Origin of the sequence: Vitiosangium sp. GDMCC 1.1324, from assembly GCF_003044305.1 — a bacterium.
Taxonomy (GTDB): domain Bacteria; phylum Myxococcota; class Myxococcia; order Myxococcales; family Myxococcaceae; genus Archangium.
The window spans coordinates 447869-465125 of sequence record NZ_PZOX01000004.1; the positions used below are offsets into that span (position 1 = coordinate 447869).

Below are 17257 nucleotides of genomic sequence, written 5' to 3' on the forward strand. Positions count from 1 at the left end.
GGCGGCCGCGAGCCGGGTGTCGCGAGCGGAACAGGGCTCAGCGGCGCCTGCGTTCCAGCTCTCGCGCGAGGTCCGCCTCCAGGCGCTGGAGCATGGACTCGGCGTCGAAGGACTCATCGCCCTCGCGCCACACCACCAGCGGGTCCGCGATGCCCAGGCGCTGGGCGAACGCGCGCAGCCGCTCCACGGACCGCTCCATGGTAGCGACGGTGGGCGCGCACTCGGGATGGCGCTTGCGCAGCAGGGCGAGGCTCAGCTCCAGCGTCTGCAGCGGGGTGTTGGTGGCGTCGCGCACCACGAGGAAGAGCCGGGCCAGCCGCTCCAGCGCCTCTGCCTCGGCGCGCGCCTCGCGCAGCCTCAGCTCGATGGTGTGACTGCGCACCCGGTAGGCCAGCATCGCCAGGGCCAGGCCCCCGTAGACGAGCGTCACCCAGGGCTCCCACGGAGAGCGCACCCCCGGGTGCTCCCCGAGCCCCAGCGTGTACCAGAGCACCACCGCCTCCAGCGCGAAGACGGAGATCAACCCGCCCCCGAGCCACAGTCCGATGGGCGCGAACACCCCCAGGGCCAGCATCACCAGTTGAGGGCCCTTCATGGGCACCCAGACGAGACCCGAGCGGGCCATGGCGTGCTCGGCCAGGGCGAAGACGGGGAGGAAGGGCAGCACCACGCCCGCGAAACAGGCATCGACCACGCTCGTGCGCAGCCACTGGCGGCGCGCGAGCAGCACGCCCAGCAACACCAGCGCCCACAGCCCGTGCAGCGCGCGCAGCAGCGGCAGGGTGGCGCCGTGGAACACCCGGTAGTCGATGAAGACGAAGGCCAGCTCCGTCAGGGCAACCAGGACACAGCCCACCACCGCGCCGCGCCAGGCCCGGGCCCGCAGCTCCTCCTCCACTCCGAACGTGAGCGGCCTAGCCCGTTCCGGTTCCATGGAGACCACTCTCCACCAGTGCCAGGAGGATCTTCGACTCGATGGGCTTGGACAGTACCTGGACGTGGGTCAGCTCCAGGGCCTCGCGCACCAGCGGGTGCGAGCGGGCATGGCCGGTGAGGAACACCGTCCTGCCGGAGAACCCGTTGTCCTTCAGCCAGCGGTACGCATCCAACCCGCTGGGCACCTCGGCTCCCAGATTGATGTCCAGCAGCGCCAGCCCGCACCCGAGCGCCTCGGCCTGCTTGTGCCGCAGTTCCTCCAGGGAGCCCGCGCTCACGCACTCGCCGACTCCGGACAGCGACAGCAGCTCGCAGAGGATGGTTCTCAGGTCTTCATCGTCCTCGAGCACGAGCACCCGTAACACGTCCCGTCCTCCGCGCACTGGCTGCACCCTGGAGCGTCCGACGCAGGGGACCTCGCTCGCAAGCCAGAAGGCGGTAGAAGGTACCCTTTTCCGGACAGGCCCGCGAAGACTCCTACCACTCTCGGAGTGAAGACGCTGGCACCCCGGGTCCGACGAACCGCCCTCCGCCCCTCGCGCCCTGTTCAATGCAATCCAAATGCACCTGCATCCCCGTCGCACATGAACCTGGACTCCGGCACACTGGCGCACCCAGAGCCGCCCGGCTGTCTGCTGACCGGCCAGCATCCACTCCAGACGTCCGCGCGGTTCTGAGTCTCAATTTGATGGAGTATGTGAGTTTTGATGGTGCAAGTGAGATGCAACTTTTCAGGAGTTGAGTTATGCGGATGGAGATGGCTGCAAGGAAGAACACACATCAGCCGAAGCTCGCCGATTACCAGGACCGCCTGCGCGCCGCGGGGTTGCGCAGCACGTCACCGCGGGTGGCGGTGCTGAGGGAACTGGAGTCCGCGACGGCACCCCTGAGTCACGCGGACCTGGTGGAGGCACTGGGCGAAGAGGGCTACGACCGGGTCACCATCTACCGCAACCTCACCGACCTGACCGAGGCCGGGCTGGTGATGCGCGCGGACCTGGGCGACCACGTGTGGCGCTTCGAGCTCAAGCGCGAGGAGAAGTCGCACCAGGGCACGCACCCGCACTTCACGTGCACGGATTGCGGCACCGTCGCCTGCCTGCCCGCCGAATCCGTCCGCCTCACCCCGGCCAAGGGAGCACCCAAGGCCGTGGCCGCCCGCTCGGTGGATATCCAGCTGCGCGGCCTGTGTGACCGCTGCGTCTAGGCCCACCGGCTCCTGCCGTCCAGAGCACGCCCTCCCCGCCCGCCTGCCCTCCTGCCGGAGCCCTTCGCTCCGGCCCCGTGGGGTTGGCGTCCGCCCGTGGCAACCCCACCGTTTTCCGGCAGGTCTCCCACACGGAAAACTGGAGGGGTCATCATGAAGAAGCTTCTGGCCGCACTGGTCATCACGCTGAGCACGGCTGCCCTGGCGCAGTCCAACGCGAACACCCAGCAAGAGTCGCAGACCAAGAAGCACGTCAGCACGGGCGTCGACGCCAGTGAGGTGGCACCGAGCGCGAGCGGCTCGAAGGCCACCAAGGAGCACAAGCAGCAGGAAGAAGCCTCCGCCATGAAGAAGGAGAAGGAGCACGCCTTCAACCTGAGCGGCGACCTCAAGAGCTCGAAGAAGGATGAAGTCACGCTCTCGCGCCAGAAGGAAGGCCTGCCGGACGCCCAACTGGCCGTGCGCGACCAGACGATCGTGCGGCTGGACGGCAAGACGGTCTCGGCGGCCGACATCCCCGAGGGCTCCATGGTCCGCGCCAAGTTCCAGATTGAAGGGGACAACGCGATCGCCGTGGAGCTGGATGCCTCGACGCCCAAGAGCGTAGCGGGCGGCGCCAAGAAGGGCACCAAGAGCACGAAGGAGACCAAGCACGCGCCTGCCCCCACTGGAACGACTCCTGCTCCGACGGAGGGAACGCAGGGAACGCACCAGGGTACTCCGAGCACCCAGCCGACGCCCCAGCAGTAACACGTGACCGTCCACCGCGGACGGAGCCGGGCCCGTTTCCCTCGCCGGGGAACGGGCCCGGTCGTTTTACGCCCAGGCTCCGGTGCCTCGAGGGAACGCGAGGTGAACTCCGCTTTCCTTCCTGACTCCACCTCCGTCCCGCGTGCTCCCTCGGCCGACCCACCCTCGCGGGTATGGCACTTGCTCTGCGCCAACATGTTTCGAGTCAGGCCCGAGGAGGCGGGATAGGTCATGCGCAGACTGTTGGGAGCGTGGGCGGTGGGAGCGATGGTGGCATGGGGTTGCGGCAGCACGGCGGACGGGCCTCGCACACCCGGAGTGGACGAGAACCCGCATGTCGGGGAACAGCCCCCGCCGGCCGAGCCACCGCCACCGGGCACCGAGCCCACTTCGCCTCCGGTGGATCCGAATCCCGGCGACAAGGACCCGGGCACCGACCCGGACCCAGGCACCGACCCGGGCGACCCGGACCCGGGACCGGTGGTGACGGCGGGGCCGTGGCCGGACGAGCCGCTGGTGAACTACTCGAGCCGCTACGAGTTGGGCGTCGTGCGGGCAGTGGCCGTGGACGACGCGTACAACATCTGGCTGCTGGACGGAGACCGCCTCGGCGTGCTGCGTCCCGGCGAGAACACGCCACGGTGGACAAGCGGCGTGGGTCAGGCGGCGCCGGGCTTCGGGTCCGACAAGCTGGCCCTGGGCTCCACCGTCATCTGCGGTGGCAGCGCGGGCCGCGCCTACGTGGGCTACTCCACCTACGAGCTGGACAACGCCTTCATCTACAGCCCGGATGGGAGCTCGTTCCCCGGCTACGAAGATCCAGACCCGGCGCGCTTCGACCCCGTGCGCTACGAGGAATACAAGAAAGGGGACCTGGACGTGGTGCGGCTGCAGCCGGATGGAAGCGTGGCGCTGGAGACGCACCTGGGCCGCTCGGCGCGCAGCAACGGGCCGCAGGACATCGGCATCCGCAACACGAACGACCACCACTTCGACGAGGACCGCTCGGTGCTCAGCTGCGTGAAGGTGATGCGCGGCGAGCACAAGGGCGAGCTCTACATCGGCACCAACCATGGCGTGACGCGCATCCAGGGGCTCACGTACAACAGCCACCGGCATCCGGTGTGGTTCAAACCCAGGCCAGACGGCGGCGTGACGCAGATGGCTGGCTACACGTACGCCCTGGGCATCGCGCAGAACGGCGACGTGCTCATCGGCAACGAGTGGAACGTGGGCGTGGTGACGCCCTCGAAGAACCTGGCGGACTGGGACAAGGTCGTCGACTCGCTCAACCCGGAGAAGCTCAACTCCTTCATCCCCGAGGTCAACAGCCAGGAGGAGATGGACTCCTGGCGCGCCATCCAGCAGACCACGGGCGGGAGCTACTACCTGGCCAGCGAGCGGTTCGGCCTGTGGCGGATGGACATCTCGCGCCGCTCCGAGGCCCATGGCGTCAAGGTGAAGGGGCTGCCCACGGACAGCCTCCACGCGCTGGCGGCCACGGATGACGGCTCGCTCTTCATCGGCACCGCGGGCTTCGGACTCTGGAGGCTGGACGCCCAGCTGCGGCTCACGCACGTGGAGGGCGTGGACGGCGTGGTGGTGAGACAGCTCCTGTACGACCCCACCGTGACGCCCGCGATGCTCTACGTGCTCACCAACAAGGGGCTCACAGTCATCCGGGGCCACTGAGGCCCATGCCCCCTGGGAGAGACACTCCAGCCGCTCGGGTGCCCCCATACCGTCGGAGATTCGCTCAGACACCAGGCCGCCGGGCTTCGTTCCCGCGGCCCGGAATTTTCAGGGGCTCCTTGGCCTTTACCTTTCGCCCGCTGACACCGGTTGGAGACCGGGCGGGCGGACCTGGAGCCTCCGCTCGTCGGGTGTGGCCGGTGTCCTTTACAATTCGAGCCGTCATCGATCCGACGGAAGGACACGCATGCCCCTGAGACTCGCCCGCCGCCGTTCCGCCTCGCAGACCGCCGAGGTGGTCTCCGCACCTGCCTCCGGGCCGAACCGGAATCGCATGATGCGGAACGAGCTGAGGGCCATTGGACCGGATCCGTTGCGGCCCGAGGCGCGGCTGCGCTGGAGGGACCACTTCACGCTGTCGGAGAACATGCTGTACGTGCCGGGGATGCACCGGGAGCACGACGGGCTGTGCATCGCGCACCTGTCGGACATCCACGTGGGCCAGGCGACGTCGGCGGTGCGCATCCGCCGGGCGGTGGCCGAGGTGAACGCGCGCAACCCGGACCTGGTCTTCCTCACGGGCGACTACGTGACGCACAGCCCCAAGCCGCTGCCGCGGGTCATCGAGCTGCTGTCGGGCTTCAATAGCCCGGTGTTCGCGGTGCTGGGCAACCATGACCACTGGGTGGACGCGAGCTACCTGCGCACCGGCTTCGAGCGCCTGGGCTACACGGTGTTGCAGAACGAGCACCGGGTGGTGAACCTGCGCGGGGCGCCGCTCACGGTGCTGGGAATCGACGATGGGCGCACGGGCCGCGACGACGTGGAGCTCACCTTCCAAGGCGCGCCCGAGTCGGGCACGAGGCTGGTGCTCACCCACTCGCCGCCCACCATCGAGAAGCTGCCACCGAACGCCAACCTGGTGCAGTTCTCCGGACACACGCACGGAGGCCAGTTCGTGGTGCGAGGCCTCACCGAGGCCATCTTCCGCCGTGCGGGCCAGCCCTACATCCAGGGCCACTACCACGTGCGAGGCAACCAGCTCTACGTGAACATGGGACTGGGCTTTGGCTTCGGCGGGCCGTACCTGCGGCGCGGCACGTACCCCGAGGTGGCCTTCTTCACGCTGCGCCCCTCCGAGGCAGCGGCCACGCACTGAGCTCGCTTCCCCTCTCGCCACCGCCGACGGGAGCCATTGCCGCGCGTCCCTCGCGTGTCCAGCTTCCCTGGGGCGGGTACGGCCAGCGAGCGGGAGGGCCACCGTGGAGCGCAGTGAGAAGGAGAAGATGCTGGCGGGCGAGCTCTACCTGGCCAGCGATCCCGAACTGACGGCGGCGAGGACGCGAGCCCGCCGCCTCCTGCGGACCTACAACGACAGCGACCCGGAGGACACGCGGGTGCGCCGAGCCCTGCTGGAGCAGTTGCTCGGAGCGGTGGGCCCCGGAGCGTGGATCGAGCCCCCCTTCCACTGCGACTACGGCACCTTCCTGTTCCTCGGGGCGCGCGTCTTCATGAACTTCCAGTGCGTGGTGCTCGACTGCAACCGGGTGGAGATCGGAGACGATGTCTTCTTCGGCCCGGGCGTGCACATCTACGCCGCCACGCACCCGCTGGACCCGGATGAGCGCATCCGAGGCCCGGAGCTCTCGCGTCCCGTCCGAATCGGCGCCAAGGCCTGGATCGGCGGAGGGAGCCTCATCCTCCCCGGAGTGAGCATTGGAGAGGGCACCACGGTGGGAGCGGGCAGTGTCGTGACGAAGGACCTGCCGCCCTACGTGCTGGCGGCGGGCAATCCCTGCCGCGTCCGGCGCCCGGTGCGCTGACGGGGCGCCTCATCCCCTTCAGCAAGGTTGCCGAACGGTGCTCAAGGCACCACCCGCTCGAACAGCTTCGCAGCCATCCCACCTCCCGAACCGAGGGACCTTCCGGCCGCGTTCTACGCGAACTGGTCCGATGGCAGGGTTGGTCGGAACAGCGGATTGAGCCTGAGCGGCTGGAGGGCATTGCGAATGCCCTTCTCTCTGCCAAGACTGGGGGCTTCCTCGCTCGGCCGCCACTCCCTATCTGTTCTGACCAACCCTGTGGTCGGACCAGTTGCGGGAAAACGCGCCCGGGACCTCCTCGCACAGCCCTCCTGTCCCTTCGCGTCGCCTGTCGTGCCAACGCGAAGGGCAGCGGATCGTCCACCCTCTCTCAGTCCAGGTGGACGATCGTGTCACTGAAGTACTGGCTGGAGGACGACACGTCCTTGCACTGCGTCCCGCTGATCAGGTGCGATCCCATGTCGAAGAGAATCTGCACATCCTTCGTGCCGGGATAGGGGATGACCGCCTCCGGAGCGGAGTCCGATGGCGCGGTCAGGTCCATCACCTTCACCGGTGCGCTGCTCGCATCACCGCTCCACTTCCAGAGCGCGAAGGGCCCGTTGCTCTCGTCACGAGGCCCGCTGAGGATGAGCACCGTCTGGTGGGCCTCTGACCACGCCATGCCCCGGATGCCGTACCCGCCCAGGTTCACCAGGATGGCCTGACCGAATCTCGCCTTGGAGCCTCCGACCACCGCGTCCGGGTTGGTCAGCGTGACCATCAGCGCGCTCGAGCCCGATTGCGGATTGCGGAAGCCGATCACCAGGCCACCGGTGGGCAGCGCCGCCAGTCCCTCGACGTTGGTGCCGTTCAGCTTCGGCGCCAGGTCCGCCACCGTGGACTCCGACAGCCGCGAGCGGTCATTCAGCAGCGAGATGACCGAGGTGTTCGCATTGACCCAGTTGGACGCATCCAGCATGTCCTTGAGCAGATTCGAGGAGGTCCCCGCGACCTGGAGCGAGACATTCGGAACCGTGCCCGAGAGGTCGATGGCGAAGAACTTGTAGCGCGAGGTCTCGAGCTCTCCGTTCTTGTTCCGCGCCTGCGACGTGGTCACGTAAATGCGGTTGCCCACGCGAGCGGCGTCCTCGAAGTCCGCCTCGTCCGAGGACGAAAGGCCCAGCGCACTGCTCAGGTCCTTGTTCTGCACGGCGGAGGCGCTCTGGCCCTGGGTGAAGATGCGCGCGCCCTGGGACTCGTCGTTGAAGTTCAGGAAGTGGGTGGAATCGATCCACACGCCGCCCGAGCCATCGCAGGTGCCCTTGTATGTCCCCGGGACCATCGGTGAGCCGCCATCGCCACCACCGGTCCCCGCGTCCGGACTGGTGGGAAGCTCCCAGGTCACCGTCAGCTTCGGGCGGGAGGATTTGGTCGAGTACTCGCTCGAGCGGAGCTCCAGCCGGTTGTCATTGTCCTTGTTGGCGATGATGACACCGCGGTTGTTGGAAGGAGTGGTCACCCACTTCTGCACCACCGCGAGCCCCGAGGCATTCAGGGTCACGGTGTACGTCCCCGTCGAGGACGCCTTGATGGAACCCAGCGAGACCGTGTTCCGATCGCCGCTGCCGTCCGCGCCATTCGAGGCCCAGTCGTGGCTGCTGTCCGCTGCCTTCCAGGTGACCTGGCTCTCGGTCCATGCGCGCGTCAGCTCGTAGAAGTCGTAGGTCTGGTCCGCCTTGTCGGACACCGTGACGACGATGGAGGCGGCGCGAACGCTGGCATTCGCCGGGATGCTCGACACGTCCCACTGCAGCAGGATGTAGTTCTCATTGCCGCTGCCGGAGGGCGTATCGCCGCTCGCCGAGATGCTGGTGTCGCCACCGTGGTTGTCGTCGGGATTCTCCTCCTCGATCATCGAGTCGCGAGTGCCCGCGTAGCTCGAGGACGGAGACACCCCATCCTGGAACGACGTGCTCTGCGTGCCCAGCCCCTGGGCGTCAACGGAGAACCCGGTCTCCGCACTGCTTGCATCAAACCCTTCCTGTCCACACCCCGCGCCGGCCCAGAAGAACGCCGAGACCAGTGCACCGATGACAGGAACCTTCCATCCACGCATGTCTTCTCCCTTGCGCCCGAAGGCGCACGGGGAGGGACGGTCACCCGGGCAGGTGCATGCGCGTCGTGACGATTCCGTCGAAGTTCCGTGGCATCGGCTTCATGGGGACACCCTCGGTACTTGCACGTCCCATGGAGCCAGGACGCGGGCATCACGCCTGGCTCCACGGGTCGACAGGAGAGGAAGAAGCCGGGGTAGGAGGGGCACCAGTCCTCGAGGACCCGCCCACGCGCTCGGTCGCCGAGGGGCTGAACCACGCGCAGCCGGGCGATCCCGCCAGGTTGGCCAAGGCCATCCTCGAGCTGGTGAACGCCGCCCGGCCGCCGCTGCGTCTGCCCCTGGGCAGCGATGCGATCGCCCGAATCGAGGCCAAGAACCGGAGCGTCGCGCAGGAGGTGGCCTCATGGCACCAGCTCGCGGTCTCCACGGACGGGCTCTGAGCTCAGGCCTTGCCGCGGCTCAGCACGCGCTTGCCCACGCTCACTCCACCGAGCGCCACCGCGCCGGCCACGATGCCCACCAGGGCGTTCGCCACCATCGGGGTGAGCGCCTCCAGCAGACCGCCGAGACCGGATACCTCGCCCGCGTGGTGGGCCATCGACTCGATGGCGTGGTGCAGCGCGGCGATGCCGTGCGTGAGGATGCCGCCACCGACCAGGAACATGGCCGCGGTGCCGGCGACGGACAGGCCCTTCATGAGCCACGGCGCCGCCTTGAGGATGCCCGCCCCCAGGGAGCGCTGGGCGGCGCCGGTGCGCTGGCTGAGATAGAGCCCCAGGTCGTCGAGCTTCACGATGCCCGCCACCAGCCCGTAGACGCCCGCGGTCATCAGCACGGCCACGCCGACGAGCGCCAACACCTGGGTCATGAAGGGCGAGGACGCCACGACGCCCAGGGAGATGGCGATGATCTCCGCCGAGAGGATGAAGTCGGTGCGCACCGCGCCCTTGATCTTCTCCTTCTCGAGCGCCACCAGGTCGACGTTCGGGTCGGCCAGGGCCTGGGAGAGCTCGGCGTGGTGGGCGTCGTCCTCGGCCTGGGTGTGCAGGAACTTGTGCGCCAGCTTCTCGACGCCCTCGAAGCACAGGTAGAGACCACCCACCATCAGCAGCGGCGTCACCGCCCAGGGCGCGAAGGCGCTGATGGCCAGGGCCGCGGGCACCAGGATGGCCTTGTTCACCGCCGAGCCCTTGGCCACGGCCCACACCACGGGCAGCTCGCGGTCGGCGTTGACGCCGGTGACCTGCTGGGCATTGAGCGCCAGGTCATCGCCCAGCACGCCGGCGGTCTTCTGCGCGGCCAGCTTGGTCATCACCGTCACATCGTCGAGGATGGTGGCGATGTCGTCGATCAGTGCGAGCAGGCTGGATCCGGCCAAGAGAAGGCTCCTTGCATTGAATGTTGGCCTACCAAAGATGGTGGTGCCAAAGGTATCAGACACCTCATACAGCACACAGGACGTGCCGTCTCGCGACTCTCAGTCAGGACGAGCGCCGCGGGCAGCTGGACGGACCGCCGCGGAGAGGGCCCGATGGACGTCCGGTGAGAAATCCACCCCTCGGAGATAATCGAACCATCGTTCGATAACGTCGCGCACCGGCGGCATCACGAGCCCCATGCGCCTGGCGAGCGCGAGTGCCGGTTCCACCGGATAGCGAGCGGTGTCGAGGAAGTCGAGCTCCTCCGTGGAGGCGCCGAGCAGGCGCTCCGGCAGCCAGCGGACCCACGAGACGGGGAGGGAGAAACTCGGCGCCCGCCGGCCCGAGCGCGCCGCCGCCCAGCGCACCAGGTCATGCAAGGGCGGAGTGTCCGGGTCGAGCAGCGTGTACTCGCCGCCCTCCGCCTCGGGGAGCTCGGGCACCCCGGCGAGGAAGCTGGCCATGTAGTCGACGGCCAGGACGGGCACGAACGTCTGGGGTGAACCCAGGAGCACGGGCATCGCCCCATCGTGGATGCGCTTCATCGTCGCCCCCAGCCCGAGGAGCTGCACGGTCATGCCCGTGCGGCTGTCGCCGATGACGGAGGACGGGTGCACCGTGGTGACGGGGACGCGCAGGCGCGCCGCGGTCTCCAGTCCCACCCGGTGGGCCAGTCCCTTCGAGGCCTCGTAGGAGCCCGAGGCACTGAGACTCTTCTCGGGCGCGGGGACCCGCTCGCCCGCCGCGCCATACCGGGGACCGATGCGGTAGCCGCCGATGAGCACCAGCCGCCGCAGCGCCGGCAGACGCGAGGCCAGCTCCACGACGGCACGCGTGCCCTCCACATTCGTGCGCCGCGCCTCGTCGGCGGACAGGTTCCAGGCGAAGCGCGCGCCCAGGTGGTACACGTCGCGCACCTGCCCGAGCGCCTCCTCCTGCCCTGGCTTCCACCCGAAGCGTGGTGCATCGAGGTCCCCCTCGAGGACGTGCAGCCGCTCCGGCTCCCCGCCGAGCGCCTTCACCCAGGCACGGTACTCTTCAGCCCGAGCCCCCGCGTTGCGCAGCACCGCCGCGACCACACGCCCACGGCGGGTGAGCTCCGGCACCAGCCAGCGCCCGAGCATGCCCGTGGCTCCCACGACGAGAACATCCGGTGACACAGCGAACATGACTCCTCCTATATCTAGACCGGTCTACATATTTTGACCCCATGCCGGAATGAACCGCCCACTCCGGCGGAGGGGCCTATGACTCGAGCGACAGCAGACGCTCCAGTTCCTTCGAGAGCTCATCCACGGGGGCACGGCTGCGGTGCGCCCTCGCGAGCAGGAGGGCCCCCTCGACGGCTGACAGCAGGAGGCCCGAGCGGCGGCGGGACTCGGCGGGGCCCAGCCCCTCGGCCCTCAGCCGCTCGGCGAGCAGATGTTGCCAGGTCCGCAGCGCCTCGGAAGCGGCGTGGCGCACCGGCTCGGGCGTGGCGCCAGACGAGAGGACCACGGCGGACACCGGGCAGCCCTTCTCGAACCCCGCGGCCTCGGAACGGTCCGCGAGCACCGTGAGCACCCGGCGCAACCCCGGCACGAGGGCCCGGTCCGCGGACAGGTGCTCCTGCAACAGCCGGGTCATCTCCGCGGCCGACACCTCGAGCGCCGCCACGGCGAGCTCTTCCTTGCCCCCAGGGAAGTGGAAGTAGAGCGAGCCCCGAGGCGCCTTTCCTGCCTCGAGCAACTCGTTGATTCCCGCCCCGGCGTAACCCGCCCGCTCGAGCACCTCGGCGGCCGCGGCGATCATCCGCTGCCGGGTGTCCTGTCCCTTGCTCATGTCCGAATAACTAGACCGGTCTTCATATTTTGTCGAGTCATTCGCACTGGAGCCGAGTCGCCAGAACCGCCCGCCTCCCGCATGATGATGGAGGCCAGGTCAGGCTGCACCGGGCAGACAGCATCCACTGCTCGGGTCCCCAGATGGAACCCGAGAGGCACAGGACCCCAGGACCTGCCAACATGGGAGTCATCCATCGGGGGTGCTGATGACGTCCACACTGCTGGCGCGGCTGCCATCCCGGGCTGAACGAGCCGATAACCCACCCGTCGATGAAGACATGCGGTCAATGCTCCCGGTCTCCTCCGTCGAAGGAGGGCACGATGTGAAGCGACTGAACGCCACCAACGGGCTGGCGCTGCTGCTGGGGGCGGTACTGCTCACCACGGGCTGCGTCACGCTGGAGCCGCCGCCCGGCGGGAGCGGCTCCAGGTCCGCGTTGCGAGAGACAGCGGCCGGTACGCTCCCACTCCAGGCGCCCTCTTCCACCGGGCCAGGCGGGCAGGAGCGGCTGCACCGCCGCCACAGCGCCCTTGGGCCGGGCCCGGACATCGCCATGGCGAGCGCGGGGACTACGACCCAAGGCCCTCCTACTTGCGGAGGACAGGCCGTGCCCCCGGGCTGGCCCGACTTCTCCTCCGGCGACGGGGAGGCGCTGCTTGCCCCCTTCCTCACGTGCACCTCGCCCGCCGAATTCGTCGCGTTGCAGCAGCGCGTGGACATGCCCCGGCTGGTGGAGGCCTTGGACGACTGGCACGCCGTGCGGCTGGGTGCCCTGGGCCCTGTGCGCGAAGACGCCGCCCACCTCCTCCAGCGCAAGCGGGCCTCCTTCCTCCTCACCGCCAGCGAGCGCTACGGCCTCTTCCATGCCGAGGTGTTCGCCCTCTTCGTCCTGCACTCGGCCCATGACGACGAAGTGGACGAGGTGCTGCGGCTGCTGGCCCGGGACAAACTGTTGGGACAGACGCTGGCCCTCATGCCGTCGGTGCGCGAGGAGTTGGAGCGGCGCGGAATGTCACTCTCGCGCTACCCAGAGCGGACCGAGCAGGCCAGTGACGTGCTGCGGGGCATGGGCCGCGCCGCCAGGGACATACTGTCCACCAGCCCGGGGAGCGACGGCACCCGCTACACGGAGATGACCGCGCGGCGGGCGCAATTGCCACCGGCCTACCAGCAGGCCAGTGAGAAAGTGGAGCGGGCCCTGGCGCTGCGACACTTCGCCCCGGGCAGCGTGGCGCTGGGCACCTTCGACTCCATGACGTTTGGAGTGCCGCTGGGCTCCTACTACCTGCTGGCGGGCTCGGGCCATGGATTGTACTCGCTGACACAGCGCCAGTACGAGCAGGCCACGCGCGAGCTGGCGCCCGCGTTGCTGCTGGGAGCCCTGTACGCCGGAGGCAAGGGCCTGCACGCCATGTCCAAGGTGCGAGGAACCCCGGGCGCCGGACTGGGAGGAGCGCGAGGGCTGGGACTACCGGAGCCGCGCTTGACGGCCCTCAAGGAGATGGCGCGGCAGCTGGAGTCACAGCTGGGTGTGGAGGGCCTGCGGGAGCTGGCCCGGGACATCCAAGCCAGCCGGGAGGCGGGCCGCTTCGTGGCCGTGGGAGGAGTGGATGCCGCCTTGGCCCTGCATGAAGCCCGGGGCAACGTGGCCCGGGCGCAGGCGATGATGTCCAAGGCCAGGCCCGGGGCCACTGGCTCCTCGGCGGTAAGGGGTGGCGCGGAAACGAGCCCCAGGGAAGTGGCCACCGTGGCGGACGATGCAGCGCGCCCCAGCCCCAAGAGGGCCGGTGCAGCGGAGCGCCCCGGAGGGCTGGCCTCGCTGGTGGACCCGCAGGCGGGTCTCACGCAGGAGGTGGTGCAGGCCAAACTGGCACTGGCGGAGCTTGAGTCCTCGGGCCCGCGCCTGCCCGCGAACATGGCGGTGCTGGAGAAGCAGCGCCCCTCCCTCGACGCTCCGCCGCCCGAGGCCCGAGGCAACCCGCGTTGGTCTGAGTACGTCGCCTACTACGAGAAGCGCCTCGGAGAACTCGAGCAGGGCACGGCAGTCGAAGGGCCTCTGCGCTGGGCGCCCTACGAGCGGATGTGGGGGTGGTTCGCCCGGGGACTCGCCTTCGAGCGCCTCATGGTGGCGTTGTTGGAAGCCGACGCGGAGCTACCTCGGGCAGCGCGCCGCTTTCTCGGGGACTTCGACCGGCCTCGCATCGAAAGATACGTGGGCGTGTGGAAGCCGGGCACCGGCCTGCGCTTCGCGGATGTACTCATCATCGAAGAGGGCGAGCTCGCTGGACGGTTTCCTCGCGTGGAGACGTTCAGTTTCAAGAGCCGCGACCTCTCGGGGCTGAAGGGTCCAGCTCTGGAAGTACAGATGAAGGCGGACGCGAGCGAGGCCCTGGGAAATTACGGTGAGCTCCTGGATATCCGCCGGCCCTCCCTCCAGCGCCTTCTCCCTGGGGGCAGCGAGGTGCCTGTCCAGAGGGTCCGCCTCGTCTACGAGGGCGGCAAACTCAAGCCTGAAAAGGTAAAAGATTTGAATGCAGCCGTGAAAGAAACCAAGGAGAAGATTCCGGGAGTGGAGGTGTTGTTCCAATGAAGGTGCTGAAGTTTCGCGACTTGAGTCGGGAGGATAGCCTCCTTCTCACTTTCGAGGGTGCCTTCGACCAGCAGGCGGCACTGGAGAGCGAGTTGGCTCCTCTCTTCCAAGCCCTCGAAGAGTACGCCAACGGGTGGATGCCGGACGTCGTTGAAGGCAAGCGGCGACGCAGATACTCACGCGCCGCCATTTGGAAATCATTGGAGGAAAAGCACGACGAGAGGACCACGTCCATCGGGCTCTACCGGACGAAGTGGCCCGCGTTGGACATGTGGCCCAGGCTCAAGTTCCCGCCGCGCCCTCCCAAACTGGACATCCTGCTCGAGGTACAACCCCTGTCCTTCTTCGCAGACGAGGGGCGCTGCCACTCATTCGTGAACATGGTGCGGGCATGGGCCTCTCGCTACCCGGTCGCCTACGCCTCGGCCCACAGTCTGGCTGACGACCAGTTGTCTGGCGCTCCCAATTTCGGCCGTGATGACGAAACCATGTACAGGGACGGGTTCGACAAAATCTACGAGGTAAGCTGGCTCAACGTCTTCGGCCCGAAGTTGGTGGAAGCCGTCGGCCGCGAACGCATGCTCTCCACACCGGCCCACCGGGTGGAGGCGCTCCCCAACGGCTCCGTCCTCCTGGTGATGTGGCCCACCGCCGTGGACTTCACCAGCGAGGAAGCGCGCATTGCCCAGGCCCGCGCCCATGTCCACCTCCGGCCAGACCTGGACTTCGACACCGTGCTGCACACCCTGCGCGAGCGCAGCGCCACGCTCGCCCCCGTGGAGCCCCGCTTCCACCCGGACGTAGCCCCACTCCTTTCGCGCGTGGTGGACAGCTTCGCCATCCACGAGCGCCAGCGAAAGATTGCCGAGCTCAACACCTGGCAGCCGCCCGAGCCCGAGGAGTGGCTCCCCGCCGACGCCGCACTGCCTTCGGACGTGGAGGACCCGAAGCGTGCCCTCGAACATTACAGCTACCTCGCCGAGCTCCTCGTGGCGCTCCTGCACACGAAGGTGCCCTCCGTCTTCGAGGCGACGCCCGAGTCCCTCACGAACGTGGACTACCAGTTCTGGCATGAGGAGTTCCCCAGGGTCTTCGAGCGGGAGAACATCGACGCGCATGCGGTGCCCGCCATTGGCGCGTACCTGGGCCAGGTGCTGGTACGCAACCTGGGCGGCCAGTGGATACCGCGCCAGAAACTCGAGGAGGCACAGGTACGCGTGGGCAACCGCGTCTGGTTGCCCTTTGTCCGGGCCTGGCGCTACATGCGCTCGTGCCAGTCACTGCTGGATTCCTCTCTCACCCAGCTCTACCGCGTGGCCGAGCGGCACCGCTCCTGAACGACACTGAAACCCCGAGCGGGATGGGTCCTTCTGCCGCTCACGGGCAACCGGAGCTGACCTCGAGTGCGTCGTACGCCATCCATCCGTTGCGCTTGGTGCCGGTCGCGGCGATGACGTAGCCGTAGATGAACTTCATCGTCCCCGACTGCTGGCGGTAGCGGCCCGCGCTGTCCTGGACCCAGAGCGGAATGTCGATGGACGGGGCACCGGAGTCGGTCGGCACGTCCAGGCGCTGGAACTTCGTGCCCGCGGGGAAGTGGTCCACCGCCGGGCCGCCCAGGGCCATGCCCGGCACGTTGAAGGTGAGGTTCACCGAGCGCAGGCCATTGGCGCGCACCAGCGGCAGGTAGTCGCCCGCGCGCTCGTTGCTCGACGTGGTGTCGTAGACCACCTTCTTCACCTCGAGGGCCGAGTCATGCCAGTTGCGCACGGCGTAGCACGCCATCTTCGCCAGCCCCGAGCCCAGCGCCGAGACGTGGCCGACCTTCTGCTCGAAGGACGTCCGTCCCAGGATGGCGGACATGGGCAGCCACCCGGCGCTCGAGTTGGAGGTCGACACCGCGAAGGCATGCAGCTCGCCGGCGAAGGTGCGCGTCTGGCCGTAGTTGAAGGCGGAGCTCGTCCGGGTGTTGGTGCCCATCACCGTGCCGTTGCCATCACGGATGGGCACTCCCGTCACCAGGCCCCAGTTGTCATCGGCGGGATCGTTGGTGGGGACTCGATTGCCGCCGGGGTCCTGCAGCTTGCAGTTGTACGGGCTCTCCAGACAGTACGTGCCGTTCACTCCCGAGTACGCGGCCTGCGTTCGTACCGAGAGCGCCTCCCCCGCTCCCGTACTTTCATCGACGGACACCTCTCCTCCGCAGGCAGAGGACACCAGGGCCACTGCGCAAAACTTGAAAAGCGTGTTTTTCATTCCATTATTGGAAATCGAGAATGACCAGGGTGTCAATGACCTGGTGTCAAACGATTTCCAAGCGGCGCCTCGCGCTCACGACTGAGGGCGCGGCCGCAGGGGCGGTGGCGGGCGATGGGCGCGCCGCTCCTCGAGCACCCGCGAGCTCGCTCGCACGCTGTAGGGACCGGGCCCGAAGTACGTGAGCAGCAGTGCCCCACCCGCCATGGAGATGTTCTTCAAGAAGTGGACCATCTGCATCGCGGCCTGGTCCGGCGGGAGGCCCCAGAACCTGTGCACCGTCAGGGCGGCGAGCACCAGGAAGATGGCGATGGCCACCGAGGCGATACGGGCGAAGACGCCCAGCAGGATGCACACCCCGGCCACGAGCAGCACCACACCCGAGCCATAGATGGCGAGCGCCGGGAACGGCAGGCCCGCGCTCCGCGCGTAGCCAATCATCCCCTCGCCGTTGGCGAGGTGGTTGAAGCCGCTGAGGATGAAGATGGCCGAGAAGAGCAGCCGGCCGAGCGGAGCCAGGGCACCCATGACGTCCTCCCTTCCCCCGGGGTGATGAGCCCTCGGAGAGGCGAAAGGGCCCCGGGCCGTTGGCCTGAAGCCCCAGGGTGAACGTACGCACGCCCCGGAGCCGTACACCTGCCCGGCGCGCGCCCGCTCACCGGA

16 protein-coding genes are annotated in these 17257 nt (G+C 68.3%); 8 read left to right on the plus strand and 8 right to left on the minus strand.

What is annotated here, in order from left to right:
- Positions 1 to 37: 37 nt before the first annotated feature.
- Both DAT35_RS14605 and DAT35_RS14610 read right to left on the minus strand, forming a co-directional pair.
- Positions 38 to 934, minus strand: coding sequence for a hypothetical protein (locus DAT35_RS14605; RefSeq protein WP_233261480.1), 897 nt, complete (start codon positions 932 to 934; stop codon positions 38 to 40).
- Positions 915 to 1301 carry a response regulator gene (locus DAT35_RS14610; protein ID WP_108067599.1) on the minus strand — a complete coding sequence of 129 codons (387 nt, stop codon included), beginning with the start codon at positions 1299 to 1301 and terminating at the stop codon, positions 915 to 917. Before DAT35_RS14610 ends, DAT35_RS14605 begins: the two co-directional genes overlap by 20 nt.
- Before the next feature lie 392 nt (positions 1302 to 1693).
- On the opposite strand from DAT35_RS14610, the gene DAT35_RS14615 reads away from it, so the two are divergent.
- From DAT35_RS14615 to DAT35_RS14635, 5 genes are all read left to right on the plus strand, one after another.
- Entirely contained in the window at positions 1694 to 2143 is a 450-nt protein-coding gene (locus DAT35_RS14615; protein ID WP_108067890.1) for a Fur family transcriptional regulator, read from the plus strand.
- Positions 2144 to 2296: 153 nt separating this feature from the next.
- Positions 2297 to 2893 (plus strand): hypothetical protein, encoded by a 597-nt coding sequence (locus tag DAT35_RS14620; protein WP_108067600.1) that lies wholly within the window; start codon positions 2297 to 2299, stop codon positions 2891 to 2893.
- Between the two features lie 231 nt (positions 2894 to 3124).
- Positions 3125 to 4585 (plus strand): hypothetical protein, encoded by a 1461-nt coding sequence (locus DAT35_RS14625; RefSeq protein WP_233261481.1) that lies wholly within the window; start codon positions 3125 to 3127, stop codon positions 4583 to 4585.
- A gap of 247 nt (positions 4586 to 4832) precedes the next feature.
- Entirely contained in the window at positions 4833 to 5744 is a 912-nt protein-coding gene (locus DAT35_RS14630) for a metallophosphoesterase (protein ID WP_108067601.1), read from the plus strand.
- Between the two features lie 103 nt (positions 5745 to 5847).
- Positions 5848 to 6408: a sugar O-acetyltransferase gene (locus DAT35_RS14635; RefSeq protein ID WP_108067602.1), complete on the plus strand. Its 561-nt coding sequence runs from the start codon at positions 5848 to 5850 to the stop codon at positions 6406 to 6408.
- Positions 6409 to 6778: 370 nt separating this feature from the next.
- Here DAT35_RS14635 and DAT35_RS14640 read toward each other — a convergent pair whose 3' ends face one another.
- Positions 6779 to 8506 (minus strand): DUF3616 domain-containing protein, encoded by a 1728-nt coding sequence (locus tag DAT35_RS14640; RefSeq protein WP_108067603.1) that lies wholly within the window; start codon positions 8504 to 8506, stop codon positions 6779 to 6781.
- 65 nt (positions 8507 to 8571) lie between these two features.
- Between DAT35_RS14640 and DAT35_RS59910 the strand changes: the two genes are divergently transcribed.
- On the plus strand, positions 8572 to 8946 hold the full coding sequence (locus DAT35_RS59910) for a hypothetical protein (protein WP_199242888.1): 375 nt from the start codon (positions 8572 to 8574) through the stop codon (positions 8944 to 8946).
- A gap of 2 nt (positions 8947 to 8948) precedes the next feature.
- On the opposite strand, the gene DAT35_RS14650 is transcribed toward DAT35_RS59910, so the two are convergent.
- From DAT35_RS14650 to DAT35_RS14660, 3 genes are all read right to left on the minus strand, one after another.
- A complete protein-coding gene (locus DAT35_RS14650) occupies positions 8949 to 9884 on the minus strand; it encodes a DUF808 domain-containing protein (protein ID WP_108067604.1) in 936 nt (311 codons plus the stop codon).
- A 99-nt stretch (positions 9885 to 9983) separates the two neighbouring features.
- A complete protein-coding gene (locus DAT35_RS14655) occupies positions 9984 to 11093 on the minus strand; it encodes an SDR family oxidoreductase (RefSeq protein WP_108067605.1) in 1110 nt (369 codons plus the stop codon).
- A gap of 76 nt (positions 11094 to 11169) precedes the next feature.
- A complete protein-coding gene (locus tag DAT35_RS14660; RefSeq protein ID WP_108067606.1) occupies positions 11170 to 11745 on the minus strand; it encodes a TetR/AcrR family transcriptional regulator in 576 nt (191 codons plus the stop codon).
- A gap of 325 nt (positions 11746 to 12070) precedes the next feature.
- Here DAT35_RS14660 and DAT35_RS14665 point away from each other — a divergent pair, with 325 nt between their 5' ends.
- Positions 12071 to 14338, plus strand: coding sequence for a hypothetical protein (locus tag DAT35_RS14665; RefSeq protein WP_199242889.1), 2268 nt, complete (start codon positions 12071 to 12073; stop codon positions 14336 to 14338).
- A complete protein-coding gene (locus tag DAT35_RS14670) occupies positions 14335 to 15675 on the plus strand; it encodes a hypothetical protein (RefSeq protein ID WP_108067607.1) in 1341 nt (446 codons plus the stop codon). Before DAT35_RS14665 ends, DAT35_RS14670 begins: the two co-directional genes overlap by 4 nt.
- Positions 15676 to 15715: 40 nt before the next feature.
- Here the strand turns inward: DAT35_RS14670 and DAT35_RS14675 are convergent, their stop codons facing one another.
- Complete coding sequence (locus tag DAT35_RS14675) at positions 15716 to 16594, minus strand: hypothetical protein (RefSeq protein WP_108067608.1); 879 nt, start codon at positions 16592 to 16594, stop codon at positions 15716 to 15718.
- Positions 16595 to 16669: 75 nt separating this feature from the next.
- A complete protein-coding gene (locus DAT35_RS14680) occupies positions 16670 to 17122 on the minus strand; it encodes a DoxX family protein (protein ID WP_108067609.1) in 453 nt (150 codons plus the stop codon).
- Positions 17123 to 17257 lie beyond the last annotated feature (135 nt).